At 44.6% G+C, this 16,541-nt stretch carries 17 protein-coding genes, 1 tRNA gene and 1 riboswitch; of the genes, 7 read left to right on the forward strand and 11 right to left on the reverse strand.

Annotated features, from left to right (window positions below; all coding sequences use genetic code 11):
- Positions 1-28: 28 nt before the first annotated feature.
- The 7 genes from C8268_RS03180 to C8268_RS03210 all read right to left on the reverse strand — a co-directional run bounded on the left by C8268_RS03180 (position 29) and on the right by C8268_RS03210 (position 5,979).
- The gene (locus tag C8268_RS03180) at positions 29-1,231 is read right to left on the reverse strand and encodes a M14 family metallopeptidase (protein WP_106769817.1); all 1,203 of its coding nucleotides are present in this window, start codon (positions 1,229-1,231) and stop codon (positions 29-31) included.
- Between the two features lie 175 nt (positions 1,232-1,406).
- Positions 1,407-2,213: a glutamate racemase gene (racE, locus tag C8268_RS03185; RefSeq protein WP_106769818.1), complete on the reverse strand. Its 807-nt coding sequence runs from the start codon at positions 2,211-2,213 to the stop codon at positions 1,407-1,409.
- A 261-nt stretch (positions 2,214-2,474) separates the two neighbouring features.
- Positions 2,475-2,822, reverse strand: coding sequence for a YtxH domain-containing protein (locus C8268_RS03190; RefSeq protein ID WP_106766341.1), 348 nt, complete (start codon positions 2,820-2,822; stop codon positions 2,475-2,477).
- Positions 2,819-3,298 carry a hypothetical protein gene (locus C8268_RS03195; RefSeq protein ID WP_106766342.1) on the reverse strand — a complete coding sequence of 160 codons (480 nt, stop codon included), beginning with the start codon at positions 3,296-3,298 and terminating at the stop codon, positions 2,819-2,821. Before C8268_RS03195 ends, C8268_RS03190 begins: the two co-directional genes overlap by 4 nt.
- Before the next feature lie 223 nt (positions 3,299-3,521).
- On the reverse strand, positions 3,522-3,941 hold the full coding sequence (locus C8268_RS03200) for a DUF86 domain-containing protein (RefSeq protein WP_106766343.1): 420 nt from the start codon (positions 3,939-3,941) through the stop codon (positions 3,522-3,524).
- A 90-nt stretch (positions 3,942-4,031) separates the two neighbouring features.
- A complete protein-coding gene (locus tag C8268_RS03205) occupies positions 4,032-4,319 on the reverse strand; it encodes a Dabb family protein (protein WP_106766344.1) in 288 nt (95 codons plus the stop codon).
- Between the two features lie 220 nt (positions 4,320-4,539).
- Complete coding sequence (locus C8268_RS03210) at positions 4,540-5,979, reverse strand: NAD(P)/FAD-dependent oxidoreductase (protein ID WP_106766345.1); 1,440 nt, start codon at positions 5,977-5,979, stop codon at positions 4,540-4,542.
- A 103-nt stretch (positions 5,980-6,082) separates the two neighbouring features.
- Positions 6,083-6,181, reverse strand: a riboswitch (purine riboswitch).
- A 290-nt stretch (positions 6,182-6,471) separates the two neighbouring features.
- Here C8268_RS03210 and C8268_RS03215 point away from each other — a divergent pair.
- Positions 6,472-7,083: a helix-turn-helix domain-containing protein gene (locus C8268_RS03215; protein ID WP_106766346.1), complete on the forward strand. Its 612-nt coding sequence runs from the start codon at positions 6,472-6,474 to the stop codon at positions 7,081-7,083.
- A gap of 155 nt (positions 7,084-7,238) precedes the next feature.
- The gene (locus tag C8268_RS03220; protein WP_106766347.1) at positions 7,239-7,424 is read left to right on the forward strand and encodes a hypothetical protein; all 186 of its coding nucleotides are present in this window, start codon (positions 7,239-7,241) and stop codon (positions 7,422-7,424) included.
- Between the two features lie 434 nt (positions 7,425-7,858).
- Here the strand turns inward: C8268_RS03220 and C8268_RS03225 are convergent.
- The 3 genes from C8268_RS03225 to C8268_RS03235 form a co-directional block, all read right to left on the reverse strand.
- Positions 7,859-7,942: transfer RNA gene (locus C8268_RS03225), tRNA-Leu, on the reverse strand.
- A 266-nt stretch (positions 7,943-8,208) separates the two neighbouring features.
- Positions 8,209-8,811: a glycerol-3-phosphate responsive antiterminator gene (locus C8268_RS03230; RefSeq protein ID WP_106769819.1), complete on the reverse strand. Its 603-nt coding sequence runs from the start codon at positions 8,809-8,811 to the stop codon at positions 8,209-8,211.
- Positions 8,812-8,898: 87 nt separating this feature from the next.
- Positions 8,899-9,696: an HAD-IIA family hydrolase gene (locus C8268_RS03235; RefSeq protein ID WP_106766348.1), complete on the reverse strand. Its 798-nt coding sequence runs from the start codon at positions 9,694-9,696 to the stop codon at positions 8,899-8,901.
- 652 nt (positions 9,697-10,348) lie between these two features.
- Between C8268_RS03235 and C8268_RS03240 the strand changes: the two genes are divergently transcribed.
- Entirely contained in the window at positions 10,349-11,695 is a 1,347-nt protein-coding gene (locus C8268_RS03240; RefSeq protein WP_106766349.1) for a lytic polysaccharide monooxygenase, read from the forward strand.
- Positions 11,696-11,811: 116 nt separating this feature from the next.
- On the opposite strand, the gene C8268_RS03245 is transcribed toward C8268_RS03240, so the two are convergent.
- Positions 11,812-12,948, reverse strand: coding sequence for a 5-methyltetrahydropteroyltriglutamate--homocysteine S-methyltransferase (locus C8268_RS03245; protein WP_106766350.1), 1,137 nt, complete (start codon positions 12,946-12,948; stop codon positions 11,812-11,814).
- 242 nt (positions 12,949-13,190) lie between these two features.
- Between C8268_RS03245 and C8268_RS03250 the strand changes: the two genes are divergently transcribed.
- Genes C8268_RS03250 through C8268_RS03265 form a run of 4 tightly spaced genes read left to right on the forward strand, consistent with a single transcriptional unit; the run spans position 13,191 to position 16,541 of the window.
- Complete coding sequence (locus C8268_RS03250) at positions 13,191-14,234, forward strand: helical backbone metal receptor (protein ID WP_234032657.1); 1,044 nt, start codon at positions 13,191-13,193, stop codon at positions 14,232-14,234.
- Positions 14,235-14,250: 16 nt separating this feature from the next.
- Positions 14,251-15,243, forward strand: a complete 993-nt coding sequence (locus tag C8268_RS03255; RefSeq protein ID WP_106766351.1) for a FecCD family ABC transporter permease — start codon at positions 14,251-14,253, stop codon at positions 15,241-15,243.
- Between the two features lies 1 nt (position 15,244).
- Complete coding sequence (locus C8268_RS03260; protein ID WP_106766352.1) at positions 15,245-16,048, forward strand: ABC transporter ATP-binding protein; 804 nt, start codon at positions 15,245-15,247, stop codon at positions 16,046-16,048.
- Positions 16,032-16,541 carry a HugZ family pyridoxamine 5'-phosphate oxidase gene (locus tag C8268_RS03265; protein ID WP_106766353.1) on the forward strand — a complete coding sequence of 170 codons (510 nt, stop codon included), beginning with the start codon at positions 16,032-16,034 and terminating at the stop codon, positions 16,539-16,541. Before C8268_RS03260 ends, C8268_RS03265 begins: the two co-directional genes overlap by 17 nt.

Here is a 16,541-nt window from a genome sequence, read left to right on the forward strand (position 1 = left end):
TTTTTACAAAAAAAGTTTCATTCCCATTTCAATCCAGCGACATGAATGCAGCCATTACTGAACTTACCTCTACACACAGGTCCTCAAAATCCTCTACCGGAAGAGGATTCATTCCCCGCCCAATTTCAACCGTAAATCCCGGTTTGCGAAAATGCTGTATGAACCAATCTTTATACCCCGCATCGCTTCCCTGCAGCTTGACTGGCCGATAACTGCTTGCCTTTCCTAAAACTGTTGCCCATTTCTCGCTTTCCGGCGGTTCATATCCTCTATAATTCCAATATATCTCCTGACCTTGACTGTGGAAGGAGATCACCCTAAGGGGAGAAACCTCAAGCGTATGCTTGGCTATAGCCTCTGCCTCGGGCTCGCACAGAGGTGCCTTACCTGCGTAATCTTGCGGGCATGGAGCTGTCTTACCTCGTCTTTCTACTTCTTCCTCCCAATGGGCAGGAAACTGATCCCCCAGATCAACCCCACGAATGTTTGCTTTCCACCGCCGAAAATCGCTTCGTCCATTATTCCAGCGCAATAACTGTTCATAGTATGGATGATCCGGCAAAGCCCCCTCCTGGACAAGCTCAACGCCGTCCGGGTTAGCCATTGGAACAAGCCATAATGTATAGTTTTGATACCATTTTTCCGGTTCACAGCCATCGATAGGATGACCAGTCGTTAAAGCCGAAGCGTAATTTTCCAGAAATCTGAGCAAACAAGGAGTCGTTATCCATTCATTCGCATGTAATGCTGCATTCACATGAAGATGCTTATCACCAACACCGATTTTCACCGCATGCAGCGGCTTGCCCATAACGCTAACCCCGATTGTACTGCATTCGATTACAGAATATTGAGCTGCGAGCGCATCCAGATCCATTGCCAATTCCCTCGGCCCATACTCCCCCAACAGTCTGATCCGATGCTCAGACTCTGAAGGCGGAAGTACAATTGTTTTACCGATGGGAAAAGTATAAATAGACATGCCTGGGTTCATATCCTCCAACGCCTCTGGCTGAAAATGAAATGCTCGAGCAATACGTTCAGCCGTATCTCCCTCTTGAATCACATATCTTCGCCGTAATGACGCCGGAAAAAACATCAATTGACCCGGCAATAGATAAGGCTGCTGTCCGGCCCATGGATTTGCGGTAATAAGCTGCTCTTTAGCCAAGCCATACCTCGCCGCAATTCTTAAAAGTGTATCCCCTTTACGTACGATATACTGCCGCATAACACGATTCCTTTCCGGCAGCAAAGCGCCGCCCGCCTATTTGCTTAACCGTCTTAAATGCATGTATATGTAGCAAGGGTTGTACGAAATGTCCGAAAGAAAAAGCGCTATGGGACGACAGAAGCCGAACTCCTCTACAGGAATTCGGCTTGTCTTAACGAATGTGAAATGAAATTTATAGCTTGGTGACCTGCCATACGACAGGAGTTCGCTTAATCTGTTCTCCAAGCCAATCAGTCGCAATGCTCTGGAACATTTCAGCATCACCTGTGCAGAAGAACTGATGGATTGGCAGTTCTTCACCAGCTGAAAGCTTGCCCTTATCATATAAAATGGTGCTGATTTCACGAGCTGTTTCATCCGCCGAGCTGATCAATTTCACAGCAGGCCCCATTACCTGCTGTATCGTATCCATCAAGAATGGATAATGAGTGCATCCAAGAATAAGGCAATCAATCGTTGATTGTTGAATGCCTTCGAGAGAATCCTGGACGACCTGAAACGATTCAGCGGAACGGAACAGGCCATGTTCAACAAGCGGTACTAAAGCAGGACACGCCTGGCTTTCCACTTCCACGTACGGGGACAGTTGCTTGAGTGCTAACGTGTAAGCCCCACTGTTTATTGTTCCGATCGTACCGATAACACCGATATGCCCCGTTTTTGTTGCACTGATCGCCGCGCGAGCTCCCGGATGGATGACGCCGATCACCGGAACAGACACTTTTTCCGAAATATGATCCAGCGCTGCCGCAGTTGCCGTATTGCAAGCGATCACTATCATTTTCGGTTCATATTGAAGTAAATAGTCTACGATTTGTTCCGTAAATAAACGGACTTGTTCCGGGGTACGGGGTCCGTAAGGTGCACGAGCAGTATCTCCGAAATAAATAATTTTCTCTCTTGGGAGCTGCCTCATCACTTCTTTAGCAACAGTCAGCCCTCCTACACCCGAATCTAGTATTGCGATTGCTTGCTGCACGAACACACGCTTCCTTCTTGTCATTATTCTGATCTTGTAGCTGTGTTACCATATGTTATTTCCATATGAAACGTACCTAGATCTTAACCCAATTCTGTATCGTCTTCAACTTTGACAAAACCGGGCACAGCCGGATTTCTTTACAATCTCAAGGGGAATATCGTTCAAAAACAAGCTCATCTCTCCACTTGAAACAGCCCTGAACGATCCCATTATCCGGGTCTATCAGGGCTGTTGACTGACTGTATGTTCATATTATGTTCAGCTTTTAATGAATACATCTTGATCTTCGAAATCATGATCCTTAGCCGAAGATACTTGGGCTTCCCTCCCTTCATTCTCGTAACTGGCTTCTTTTTTATTTTTCCAGGCCTGAATGTCGGAAATAACACCCTCTGCCCGGTCCGTTACTGTCCCGATCAGCTGAATCCCCTGCTCACCAACTTTCCCAGCAACTTCCTGGACTTTGCCGCCAACCTGACGAGCACCGTCTGCAATATCCTGACGCAGCTCCTTGCCCGCCTTCGGTGCGAACAGAAGGGCTGTGACAGAGCCCGCAATTCCTCCGATCAAAGCCCCAATCAAAATGCCCTTGCTCTTCTCTTTCATTCGTCCATCTCTCCTTCATCATCTAGTTGGCCCGCCCGCCCGCCTGACTTGGAGGTGCGGCGGTTCCATGTGTACCAGAGCGTCATGCCTGCATCAAGCCAGCGGAACACTTCACCAATGCGGCGCTCGTTCTCCAAACGAGCCCGTTCCATATGCTCAACTGCGGCCATTGATGCCCGCTTGCTGACCGAATGAACCGCACTAGCTGTATTCGCTACGGCAGACGCTGCCTCGCTTATGGATGCTGCAATGGATTCACCTGCTTCCAGCTGACGTTGGATGCTGTCCAGACATACCGAAGCCCGATCCATCACTCTTCTGGCTTCCATCGATAGCTGTGAACACTCCCTCCCCAGCTTTCCAAGCACTGCTTCTGTTCGGAGCAGCGTTCGTCTGACCGACAGCATAATGCCTATGATTGCAGCAGCAATGAGCAGGATGCCCGCTGCAGCCGCCAGTGCACTCCATTCCGCCATATGTCCACCCTCCCTATTGCCTGGCTGACCGGGCGAATGCCTAGTCGCATGATGCATTATAAGCACAATGGGCTTGTTTTGACACAAGGATTGCATTTTTTTATGATGAATTCTCTTCCTGCAAAGTCAAAAAAGCCTTCGCACAGACAATTCCTGCGCGAAGACTTATTCTGATTATAATATATGTAACGTCGATTTCAGCCACTGACTTATATCATGCTGTTTACAGTTCCCGCTTAAGATAATCACGGACGCTGGCTGCAAACTGCTCCAATATGTTTGGTAGGACAGATGAAAGCGGATGAAGGTCGTGGCGTTGCCAATCATAATATTCTTGAACCAACGGCTTTCGCAGCCGAACCAGTTCGGTCAAAACAGCGTGAACTTCATCGCTCATCACTTTCTCTTCATGCGTTATATCTATAATGTCCTCGTAACTGCTGGCATCTCTCATAATAAAGCCATCGATTAAATAACTGCCTACATCTGTCACAATTTCAATCGCCAAGTGAAGCGCACGCTCCTGCACAAGTCCATATACCAGACTGCCGTCCCAAGACTCGGCCGCCTGCCTGAGTCCACTTGAAATTTCGGGAATGGCGTTCAGTCGACGTTCAATTTGTTCCTGGTTAACGTAATACACGTTTGACCCTCCTCTAGCATAATCTTGTATGTGTTTATAATCATAGATTCATTGATTCATTCCAAGCTTAATGTATGAACGATCAACTCGTTATACTTCAAAATCCACACTAATCGAAACATCTTTAACTTCGTTAATATAACGAATAACCTCCTGGTGCACCGGATGCACCTGATACGCCTTTAAATCTTCCAATGAATCCACTTCCGAAATCAAAGCAAGATCATAGGAACGATCCGAGCGAACGATATCACTTCCTACCTCAAGAGAACGGAGCTGGGGAATCTTGCCCTCCATATCACGCAGTACCTGCACGGTCCGTTCGATATTTTCTGTAGTCGGTTCTTTTAATTTGAAAAAAACGATATGTTTAATCATGCTCTGCTCCTTTCGTCACTAAAAATGTCTCCTGTACTATCATACCTTTACCAAGCGGAAAAGGAAATCGCTTACGCAAGAAGAAAAGACTTCATCACTCTTTTTCATGCCTCCTTAGTTCAAGCATTAGCTGTAAATGAAACAATAGCTTACAAGACATATAAAAAAGAACGAGCTTGGCGGCTCGTCCTTCTGCTGTATATCTATTGGTTCTTTATGCTTACACTTCCCCCATCCGTTCAATCATGTTACGCGCAATCCATACTCCTGCCGCTCCAGCCTGAGCGAGACCGCGGGTGATCCCGGCGCCATCGCCGCCGCAATACAGCCCCTGAATCTCCGATTCAAATGTGTCCGTAAGCTTCGGACGAGCTGAATAAAACTTCGCTTCCACCCCGTAAAAGAGCGTATGCTCAGAGGCGATGCCGGGTGTTACTTTATCAAGAGCCTCCATCATTTCCACAAGGCTTTTCATCGTATTGTACGGAAGCACTAGCCCCAAATCTCCCGGAACAGCCTCCTTCAAGGTCGGCTCCAGAAAACCTTCCCGAATTCTCCCCGCAGTAGATCTGCGACCGCGAAGGATATCACCATACTTCTGCACGATAACTCCTCCACTAGATAGATCATTCGCCCGTTTGCATATTTCCCGAGCATACTCATTCGGTTTATCAAACGGCTCCGTAAATTTATGCGATACGAGAAGAGCAAAGTTCGTATTGGATGAACCAAGTGTAGGATCTTTATAAGCGTGCCCGTTAGCAGCCATAACGCCGCTATGATTCTCTACAACGACGTGACCGGACGGATTGCTGCAAAACGTACGCACACGAGTTCCGACCGAGGAATTAAAAATAAACTTTCCTTCGTACAAATGCTCGTTAATTTCTCGCATTACGATGTCCGGCGTCTCCACCCGAACCCCTACATCGACCTGGTTGTTATACATTTTCAGTCTGCGTTTCTTCAGTACACTGCTGAGCCATGCTGATCCGTCTCTTCCCGGAGCAACCATTACCAAATCGGCCTCGTGAACATCTCCGCCTTTCATGGTAATGCCGGTGATCCGGTGTACACCGTCCTCCTTGACAGTATTCAAGTCTTCAACCTCAGCCCTGAAGACCATATCAATTCGCGTTGTTAAATATTCATAAATGGACCGCATAATCTCAAGGTTCTGCTCGGTTCCCAAATGCCTTACCTGAGCACGCAGCAGCTTAAGCCCCGCCGCATAACCGCGCTGCTCGATGTCTTGAATCGCTGCTGTTGTAGGATCGGTTAAAGCAGTAGCAGCGCCATGCTTCAGGTTGATATCATCTACATATTGAATCAATTCAAGCACTTTGGAAGCAGGCAAGTAGTCTGTCATCCAACCGCCAAACTCTGTTGTAATGTTAAACTTCCCATCACTATAAGCCCCTGCACCGCCAAAACCCGCTGTAATTGAGCAGGCAGGCAAACATCCTGCAAATTCCTTTCTTCCTGCAGCGGGTGGACACAGTTGAATCTTATCCTCCAGAATCGGACATCTTCTCCGGTAAATATTATGTCCCTTGTCTACCAGCAAAACTTTGCTGTGCGGCGACTTCAACGTCAGTTCATAACATGCAAAAATACCAGCCGGACCGGCTCCAATAACAATCACATCATACTTGCTCATATTATCCCCCTGTAAGTTCATACTGTTCGGATACAGATGGGCGCTTCAATCCAACCATTTGAGAAAATATACAGGCACAATAAAAACCCCGGCTATGAACAGGCATGAAAAAAGCCCTGATCGTAGCCAGGAATTTACGGTTCCTTGTAGAAACCCCTAACCATATTATTAGGGTTATACGAATTTTGTACCAGTTATTATGTTGAACACCCATCTCATAACTTACCCTAAAAACACGAACATGTCAATGATAATAATTTTTATCGTTCGTTTTTTATTAATTAAATGGTTGATTATATTCTGTTATAGATATAAAACTCCATAAAAAACGAACATTATTAAATAGACATTGGTAGTTATATCCTTTTATCAGAGAGATTGGCATGATCCAAATGTCTCAAGTACACGAAATGGAAACAAATGATAGGAGAAGCCTATTGAAAATACCATGTCGAATATTGTAGTATTGTGGTAAAAAAAGTCGGAGGAATTATGCCTACTAAACAACATCGAGAAAAACACTCCATCGAGGCGTGGTCCCTGATCAACCGAAAATATTTAGGGAAAGGCGTACGTGTCAAGCGATTCCGCAGACCGACCCGCTGTCAGATTCGTAATCGCGTGCTGCTCGCCATCCTGATGGCCAATGATATCAAATTGTCACAGTTAGCCGAGGAGCTCGGCGTATCTTCCCGAAGCGTCAGCGCTTGGGTGTATGAAGGCCGGATTCCTGGGAAGAACAACCTTGAGAAAGCTTGCAATTATTTGGGATACCCGCGTCATATTTTGTTCAGAGAAGAGCTGTTGGAGAAATCTCCGGTCATTTGTCAGCCGGAGGCTTCCCGGTTTATGAAGAGAACACTGACACGTTCACCCGTAAGCAACCGAATTCTAACCGGACTTTGCATGGTGCATGATCTGTCCGTCAGCGATGTAAGCCGCTGGATCGGTGTACATCCAGGAACGTTCCGTAAATGGCTGCATCAGGGAACTCTGCCGTCTAACGCTTTTCAAGATAAAGCTGAAGCGTTCTTCCGAATTCCAAAATCGGTATTGTTCGCCGATTGTGTATTGCATCCGAAGACGAAATCACCCCGTTCATAATGCATGTAAAAGCTCCGATTTAGCCTTCAAGGCTTGAAATCGGAGCTTTCTTCAATTTATAAAACGATCTGCCATTTGTATACATACTTCACGAGTTTTTAGGGAATACCAGAAAACAGAATAGATTTGATTTTTAAAGGAGATAGAATGTAGCTATGGTAGATAAAGATACAGGCATGGCACTCGGGCTTCTTGGGGGTACGACTTTTGGTAGCGGCATCGGATTTCTGCTAAACTGGCACTCCTACAATCTGATTTGGATCGTAAGCATTTGCGGAGGCATCGGTGTGCTCGCTGGGCTTTGGTACGCTGTAAAGTCACATCGAACACGCAAATCATAAGACGGGAAGGTTTTATAAATAATGATTCTCCCTTACTATCCTTTCTTTATCTTCACCCATAATTTCCTCCCAAACTTCTGAATAACAAAACACAAACAACTCACCCGATTTCTCGCAAATAAGTGTACATTCAAATAAAGATACCCAAAAGAAAAGGGCCATCCCTAAGCAAAAATTACTTGGAGACAGCCTTCTCTGCTTTTCTAACTCTGTTTAACTTATCAAGCAATATTTTGATTATTCACCTATAGTTGAATAACATTTTTGTTATGTGTTGAGGAAGTAGATTTGATAACATTGTTTAACTTAAGAAACTTCATAAAAATAACTGTTGAAAATAACGTTGTTAACATAACAGATGAAAATTAAGCAAATATGCAAAAAGCTCCTGAATTGTCATTAAGACAAATTCAAGAGCTTTTTATAATGAATGATGCGGTCGAGAGGACTCGAACCTCCACGGGGGTAAGCCCACACGGACCTGAACCGTGCGCGTCTGCCAATTCCGCCACGACCGCAAATATGTATCTTCCTCAAAAAATATGATGAAGATGTAAGGTCAACGGTAACATCAAAAACACTGTTTTTTAACGACTGTTTCAATCACCGTAATTAAGAGTATATTCCGATTAAATAAAAAATGCAAGAACTTTTTTTACCCATAGAAAAAGAGCCTGCTCCTATCGGATCAAGCTCCCTATTTTGTTACCCATCAAGTGGTCAAGTATAACATTGGAAATCGGCAGAAGGGAGCGATAAGTTTAATCTTTATCCCTTCAACTCATCATATATTTTCATCCTGCCAGCGCCACAGCTCCTTGCTGGAAGTTGATATCCCAATGACTCCGCTTTTTAACGCTGTATCAAAATCCTCCAGATCGATCATTAAACCACCTGCGATGACAGGTACATCCAATTCCTTACGAATTCTGTCCATTATTCTCTGACAGACCATGCCAGGCAGCACTTCAATAGCATCCGGACCAGATGCCTTCGTCATTCTGATCCCGTTATCGAGCGATACCGAATCAAATACGAACAGCCGCTGTACGGTAAGCAGTCCCCACTTTTTCGCTTCGGTGATCGCTGAATTTTTCGTTGTGACAATGCCGTCAATTCCGACCTTTTCAGCCAAGTAGGCTATCCCCGTTCTGTCCTTCCCAATTCCTTCAATCAGATCAAAATGAACAAATGACAATTTTCCCGCTTCCCGAATTTGTTCAACAATCGAATCAATGACAAAAATATCTGTCTTCAGAATAAATACAATATTTGAATCCGTCTCAAGAACAGAAGGCAGTTCATCTACATTCAATAACGAAGTAATGATCGGTTTACGTTTCAAGCAATAAGCAATTCGCTCGGCACCATTCACGCTAGCTTTCAAATTCATTTTCATTTCCTTCACCTCTTTGTTGAAACAACTTCTCCGGTTCTCCCGTTGTAACAACATATTTGATTTCACGTTGAAATATTAAATTTGTACACTTTTAAGACTTCTGCGGTAAATATCATAGATAGAGTTCAACACATAGGTAGGTTTAACCTGGTTAGCTGATAAATCCTCCTGTTGAGTTGCACCGGTAAGCACGAGTGCAGTGCTCATTCCTGCATTGTTACCCATCAAAATATCCGTTTCCAGCCGATCTCCAGCCATCAGACAATCCTTCGCTTCCACTTGCAATATGTCAAGAGCAGCCAGTGCCGTTAATATCGAAGGTTTACCCATAATTAAATTGATCTTCGTGCCAGTCGTTCCTTCGATCGCACCTATCATCCCGCCGCAATCAGGCACATCTCCGTCCGGCATTGGACAAGTACGGTCCGGATGAGTGGCAATAACATCGGCCCCATTTTTAATCGCCCGGTAAGCGAATTCAAGATGGTCATAATGAAATCCCCGATCCCAGGAAACCACCACCACATCCGTTTCTTCAGGAGAGGCAGCAAATTCAATTCCATTCTCAAAAAGTTCTCTTTTCAATATATCTTCACCGATCACAAACACCTTTTCTCCGTTATGATGCTGTTGCAAATAGTGAATCGTAACAAGCACAGGGTTCAATATATTGTTCAGACCAACCTTGATACCGAAAGAATTCAGTTTTTTCAAATAATTTTCTCTGGATTCAATCGTTTTGTTCGTTAAGAAGAGCAGCTTTTTATCCATCGATTGCAAATAACGAATTGTTTCAACTGCGCCCTCAATCACTTTATCTCCAAGATAGATCGTTCCATCCAGATCAAATATATAACCTTTATAATGGTGCATCCAAACTCCCCCTAATCGCACATCAAGCATTTTTTATGTATATACAAAAATAAGAAGCACTCTGCATAAAACGTTTCCAACACAAAGAAAGCGTTTTAGTCATGCAAAGGCTTCTCATCATCTCTACCCAGCTCCAAAACTTAGATATCATTATACCATAAAGGCTGTTTGCATGGATGAAGCTTTCATAAAGTCTTGTTTTAACAAATTGATTACCACCCTTTATTAACCTAATAATTGTCATTTTGAACTTTATAATTATTAACGAAATGTTATAAATTTCAATTAAATGTAAAATTAGTTCACACAAAATTCACATTTAAGTATATAATTAGGGCAGGATTTCCAGAAAAAATATAATACAACCTAATCTTTAAATCCGCTTCCTCTATTTTTCCGTTCTATTACTCCTAATCTAATCGCTGCTATTTTCCATATCTATTATCTACTTTATTCGACTCTATCCTACTTCATTCTCATCTTTTCTTTCATGTATATAGACTCTTTATGAGTTTATATAAAACCTTATACATAAGGAGGTGATATCTTTCAACCAGGACATCTAAATCCATAATGAGGGGAGGTATTCTTTGATATCAAGGAACTAAGTCAAAAAAACTTAATATTTTCAAAATTAAAGGAGGATCATCCAATGACTACTCGTTCATCTAATTCAACGATTGCGAAACTGCTCGCTATGTGTGGTATGATGATTGCTGCTGCAGTTTTTATGATGTTTATGTCAGAAAAAGTGTCTGCTCACGGTTGGGTTGATAGCCCAGGAAGCCGCGCTATCTTATGTAAAAACGGTCAAAATACGGATTGCGGAGCAATCATTTATGAGCCTCAAAGCTTGGAAGCACCTAAAGGCTTTCCTGCAGCTGGACCTGCTGACGGAAAAATTGCAAGTGCAGGCGGAATCTTTCCAAAGCTGGATGAGCAGTCAGCCACACGCTGGACCAAGGTGAATATGTCCCCTGGAACCAACACGTTTACCTGGAAGTTAACTGCAGCTCACGCTACAAGCAGCTGGAAGTATTATATTACGAAACCGAACTGGAATCCGAACGCTGCTCTGACACGTGATTCCTTTGACCTTACCCCATTCTGCTCCGTCGACCACGGCGGTACCCGTCCTCCGAACACGTATAGCGATACGTGCAATGTACCACAACGTACCGGTTATCATGTCATCTTGGCTGTTTGGGAAATCGCGGACACAGCCAATGCATTTTACAACGTAATTGATGTTAATTTCGGTGGAAGCAACCCGGTCGATAATGAAGCTCCAACAGCGCCCTCTTCACTTGCTTCCTCAAACGTTGCAAGCACATCTGTATCTCTGGCTTGGAGAGCAGCCACAGACAACGTAGGTGTGACTGGCTATAAAGTATACAACGGCAACGATCTTGTCACAACCGTATCCGGCTCAACGCTAAATTATACAGTAACCGGTTTGAATGCAAATACAGCCTATACCTTTACGGTAAAGGCTGTAGATGCTGCTGGCAACTTGTCCAATGCCAGCAATGCCGTTCGTGTGACCACAAGTCCTGCTGTAGTTGATAACGAAGCACCGACTGCCCCTGGAAATCTGCGTGTCAATGGCAGTCCAACTTCGACAAGTGTTTCTCTTGCATGGAACCCGTCCACAGACAATGTAGGTGTAACGGGTTATAAGGTTTACCGCGGCACAACATTGGCAGGGACCGTATCAGGCACAACCAGCAGCTACACCGTATCTGGCCTAAGTCCAAATACCGCCTATACCTTTACCGTTCTTGCCGTTGACGCAGCCGGTAACGAATCACCCGCCAGTAATTCTGTAAGCGCAACAACCGTAGATGGACCTGCCGTTCAAGCGTGGGCACCGAACACGTCATATACCGTTGGCACACAGGTAAGCTACAATGGCTCGACATATGAATGCCGTCAGTCCCACACTTCATTGAACGGCTGGGAGCCTCCTAATGCTTCAGCCCTTTGGAAGCTAGTATAAATATATTCACGTAATCATAATATAGACTTATTTTTCACAACAAAAAACCCCTTTGATTGAGAACCACATCCCGCAAAGAGGTTCGTTCTCATCAAAGGGGTTTTCCTAACCTTTTGTTATTTCCAGATTTCGTCCGCAATCTCTTTAATCAAAGAAAGCTTCTTCCACTGCTGCTCTTCTGTTAATATGTTGCCTTCCTCTGTGGATGCAAAGCCGCATTGAGGGCTTAAGCAAAGCTGATTCAAATCAACAATTTGAGCCGCTTCCTGAATGCGGCGAATGATCTCCTGCTTATCTTCAAGCTCGCCTGTTTTGGACGAGACCAGCCCGAGGACAACCTGCTGATCCTTCAAATGTTTAAGTGGCGTAAAGCCCCCTGCCCGGTCTGTATCAAACTCCAAGTAATATCCATCAATCCGATCGATGCCAAAAAGATATTCTGCCACAGGTTCATACCCGCCGGAGGCAGCCCATGTTGATTGGTAATTCCCCCGGCACACATGCATAGTGATGATGAGATCCTCCGGCAGCCCGGCAACAGCTTGACTGTTTATAGTCGCATAAAGCTCTGCAATGTCAGAAAATTTCGTTGCATCCTCCTGAATCAAACTCCAGTAATTTTTGTCACAGAGCATTCCCCACGTGCAGTCATCCAGCTGAATGCTGCGGCAGCCTGCTTCATAAAGCGCAAGCATAGCTGCATTGTAGGCAGCTGCTATATCAGCTGTCAATTGCTCTGTGCTGCTGTAATAAGAGTCGGTACTGGCCTTGTTCTCCGGACGCTGAAGCTCTGCAAAAAATTGGGCCGGTGCCGGTATCGCCTGGCGAGCGATGACACCCTCTCCGGCCACTTCTTTTAGAAATTTAAAATGCTCTACAAATGGATGGCTGGAGAAGCCGATTTTGCTATTCAAACGGGCGGTTTCTGCACGGGTCTTAGCACCATGGAACTGATAACCTTTGTCTGATTTCACTTTTTCCACTCCATCCAGTCCCCACATAAAATCAAGATGCCACCATGAACGTCTGAACTCTCCATCCGTTACAGCTTTTAACCCTACAGACTTTTGCTTGGCTACAAGCTTGATGATTTCCCGATCTTCTACCCGCTCAAGTTCCTCCGCACTGATCTCGTTTTTTTCAAATTTGTTTCTGGCCTCTTTCAGAATCTCCGGACGCAAAAAACTGCCAACCGTATCATGCCTAAAAGGTGCAACTGTTCTTTGTTTGCCACTTTCTATAACCTGACTCATCTTCACTATCCCCTTTAACTATTAATCTGCTGCATTTACATTATATGAAAGATATCACAGTTCTCCGGTTATAGAGTAACTCCAAATAACTATTGCTGGTTATAGCTTTAAGCTATAGCAAATCTCTGCTTCAAACCAAATCATTAAAATTTATTTCATCAAAATCAAAAATATATATTGATATTGATAATCATTATCAATATAATGATAATCGTTATCAATTATATAAAGGAGGATTATTTATGAAGTTTAAACGCATAAAACCTGCTCTAATTCTTACCATGCTCGCAATTATCGTCGCAGCTTGCAATCAAACGCCGTCTGCCGATAGCACGTCATCACAGTCACAGCCTGTCTCCTCATCTGAGACAGCAACAGTAGCTAATACGAATCAAGGCTCTGAAACAGCCTCTGATCAGGAAAAAGCTTCAAACGTACAATCGCAGTCCTCTACTGTTGATGAAGCACAGGTGGAAGAATTGATGAAGCAATTCAACGGGAAAAAGCCAGATCAAGTAGCTACGGTATCCGTCTCGATATCGGAGCTATTAAATGAGTTAGGTATCACCCCTGTTGGCGTGCCAACAACAAACAGCAAACTGCCGGAGGCTTTTGACAATGTACCTCGTATCGGTACATCCCACCAACCGGATCTGGAACAGATCGCCAAGTTGCAACCTGATTTCATCCTTGGACCATCATCGATTAAAGACAGTCTGGACAAAGTGTTTCAATCCGCATCCTTGCCATCCGCTTACTTGCCCGCTGATTCACTGGATGAATTGAAACTTTCAATGATTACCCTCGGACGTCTGTTCGAGAAAGAAGATAAAGCAGCAGCATACTTACAGCAGTTCAACGAGAAAGAAGCCGCCATTATTGAGAAAACCAAAGGCAAAGAAGCACCGTCAGTTATGATTTTGTTCGGATCTGCCGAATCACTTATGTTCATGAATGAGAATACATACACAGGCAGTTTAGTAAAGAAACTCGGCGCATCGAATGTGGTTAGTGATGTGCTCAAGCTGGAGGAAACTTATATTCCGCTCAATATGGAGAGCGTTGTAGCTGCAAATCCAGACGTTATTTTATTGGTTGCTCATGGTGATCCGGATGCAGTTGCCAAAAAATTTGAAGAAGATATAAAGAAAAACGGCGCCTGGGAAAAACTTAACGCATTCAAGAACAACAAGCTGATTGCGCTCGATAACAGCCTGTTCGGCATTGCATCCATAATCAAGGCTCCTGAGGCATACGAAGAGCTGTTTAACATATTGTACAACTGATACGGAGGAATACAGTGTGACGGAGAAACCATTGAAAAAAGCTGCGCTTCTCGGAATCACCACTTTGGCTTTGATCGCAGCCGTGGTGCTTTCCATCGGCCTGGGCAGTGTACAGTTATCTCCGACAGATACGATAAGTACCTTGTTTGGAAGTGGAGATGAAGCCAACCGTACCATTTTGTGGGATATCCGCATTCCGAGAGTGTTGCTCGCTCTGTTGATCGGAGCAAACTTGGCGGCGTCAGGTGCATTGCTACAGGCAGTGATGCTGAATCCCTTGGCAGATCCCGGTCTTACGGGGGTATCTAGCGGAGCCGCAGTAGCTGTACTGTTTATCCTGCTGGCTCAACCCAAATACGTGTCACTGGTTCCATTAGCTGCGATTGTCGGCGGCTTGATTGCAGCGTTCCTCGTCTATACATGGGCTTGGAACCGGCAAACCGGATTCACTCCGATCCGAATTATTCTGTCCGGTGTAGCCGTCAACGCTGTATTCGGCGGAGTTATCGGGCTGTTGTCGTTACTTTACAGCGATAAGCTCCCCTCTGCACTGCAATGGCTGAACGGGAGCTTATCCGGCAAAGGGATGAATGCTGTAGAAGTGCTGCTCCTCTATTCCTTCATCGGATGGATTGCAGCCCTGCTGTGTATCCGGCAAGCCAACATCTTACGGTTAGGAGAACAGGTTGCACATAATCTCGGGCAAAATTTAAATCGCATCCGATTTACGCTTTCATTTGTAGCCGTTTATTTGGCTGCCATCTCTGTGTCAACTGTCGGACTAGTCGGTTTTGTCGGCCTCATCGTTCCGCATATTGCCCGTTTGCTCGTCGGTTCGGACTATAAGCAAGCATTGCCGATGAGCCTTCTGCTCGGAGCATTGATACTGCTTGCTGCAGATACAGCGGGACGAACCGCTTTCGCACCGACTGAAATCCCAGCCGGCATTGTGATGTCTATGCTTGGAGGACCTTATTTTCTTTACCTGATGCGTAAGGGGGAAACTTAATATGCTTGATATCCAATCTTTAACGATACGTTATGCCGATCGAACCATTATCAACAACTTTTCACTTAAGGTACGTGAAGGAGAAGTCGTATCCATCATTGGACCGAATGGCTCCGGCAAATCAACGATACTTAAAGGATTAACACGCAATATTCCCAGCACGAGCGGACGTATCTGTATTGCTAATCGGGAATTGTCAGCCCTTAGCACCAAAGAGGTCTCCCGCATCATGTGCATGCTTTGTCAATCCAATTCATGTCCGGCTGACATGACCGTTAAAGAATTAGTAGGCTACGGACGGGTTCCACACAAGAAATGGTATGAACGCTTCGATTCAAACGACGAGGAAGTTATTGAATGGGCGCTTGATCAGACGGGCATGTTTCCATACCAAAACAGGTTGATCGTTTCGTTGTCAGGTGGAGAAACACAGCGCGCCTGGATTGCCATGGCCCTTGCACAGCGTCCAAAAATACTGCTTCTTGACGAGCCGACCACATACCTAGATATTGCGCATCAGCTGGAAGTGCTTGAACTGATAAGCAGACTCAATGATGAATTAAACCTGACGGTCGTTATGGTCCTTCACGATCTAAATCATGCAAGTGCCTATAGTGACAAAATCACTGTCATACAAAACGGCATCATTCATGATTACGGTCCTCCACAGCAAGTGCTCACCCCGAATTTGATTCGTGAAGTATACGGCGTTGAATCGGAAGTGGAATATGTTGATAGTAGTTCCACCCCACGCATTCATATTTTAAAGAAAAGTAGAGGGATCAGTTATGAAGCCATTGGATAAAGAAAAAATCAAGTTGGAATATTTAACGTTTACAGATCACACAAAAACAATCATGTTAAGCACGGTGAATAAAGATGGACAGCCGTTTATCTCCTATGCCCCTTTTGTAAAAAAGAACGGTAAGCTCTACATCTACATCAGTAAAATCGCCAATCATTATTATCACATCGAGAATCATCCAGCTGTAGACGTCATGTTTATCGAAGACGAGATGCAATGCAGAAATCTGTTCGCCCGTCAAAGAGCAAGATTCGCTTGTACAGCCATCAATCTAGGAAACAAAGGATACGAAGATATCTTTGATTTGTTCGGTCAGATCTTTGGGGAAAGTATGATTCGAATGCTTCAGGGATTGGATTTTTCACTGTTTGAGCTAACTGTACATGAAGGGCGTTATGTGGTCGGTTTCGGTCAAGCGTTTGACATCGATTTATCGGGCAACCGATTTGACCTTGTCTCAAGGGATGGACATATGTCTGAAGCATCCATATAA

It is taken from the genome of Paenibacillus faecalis, assembly GCF_900289175.1.
In the GTDB taxonomy this organism is placed as follows: Bacteria; Bacillota; Bacilli; order Paenibacillales; family Paenibacillaceae; genus Paenibacillus_AQ; species Paenibacillus_AQ faecalis.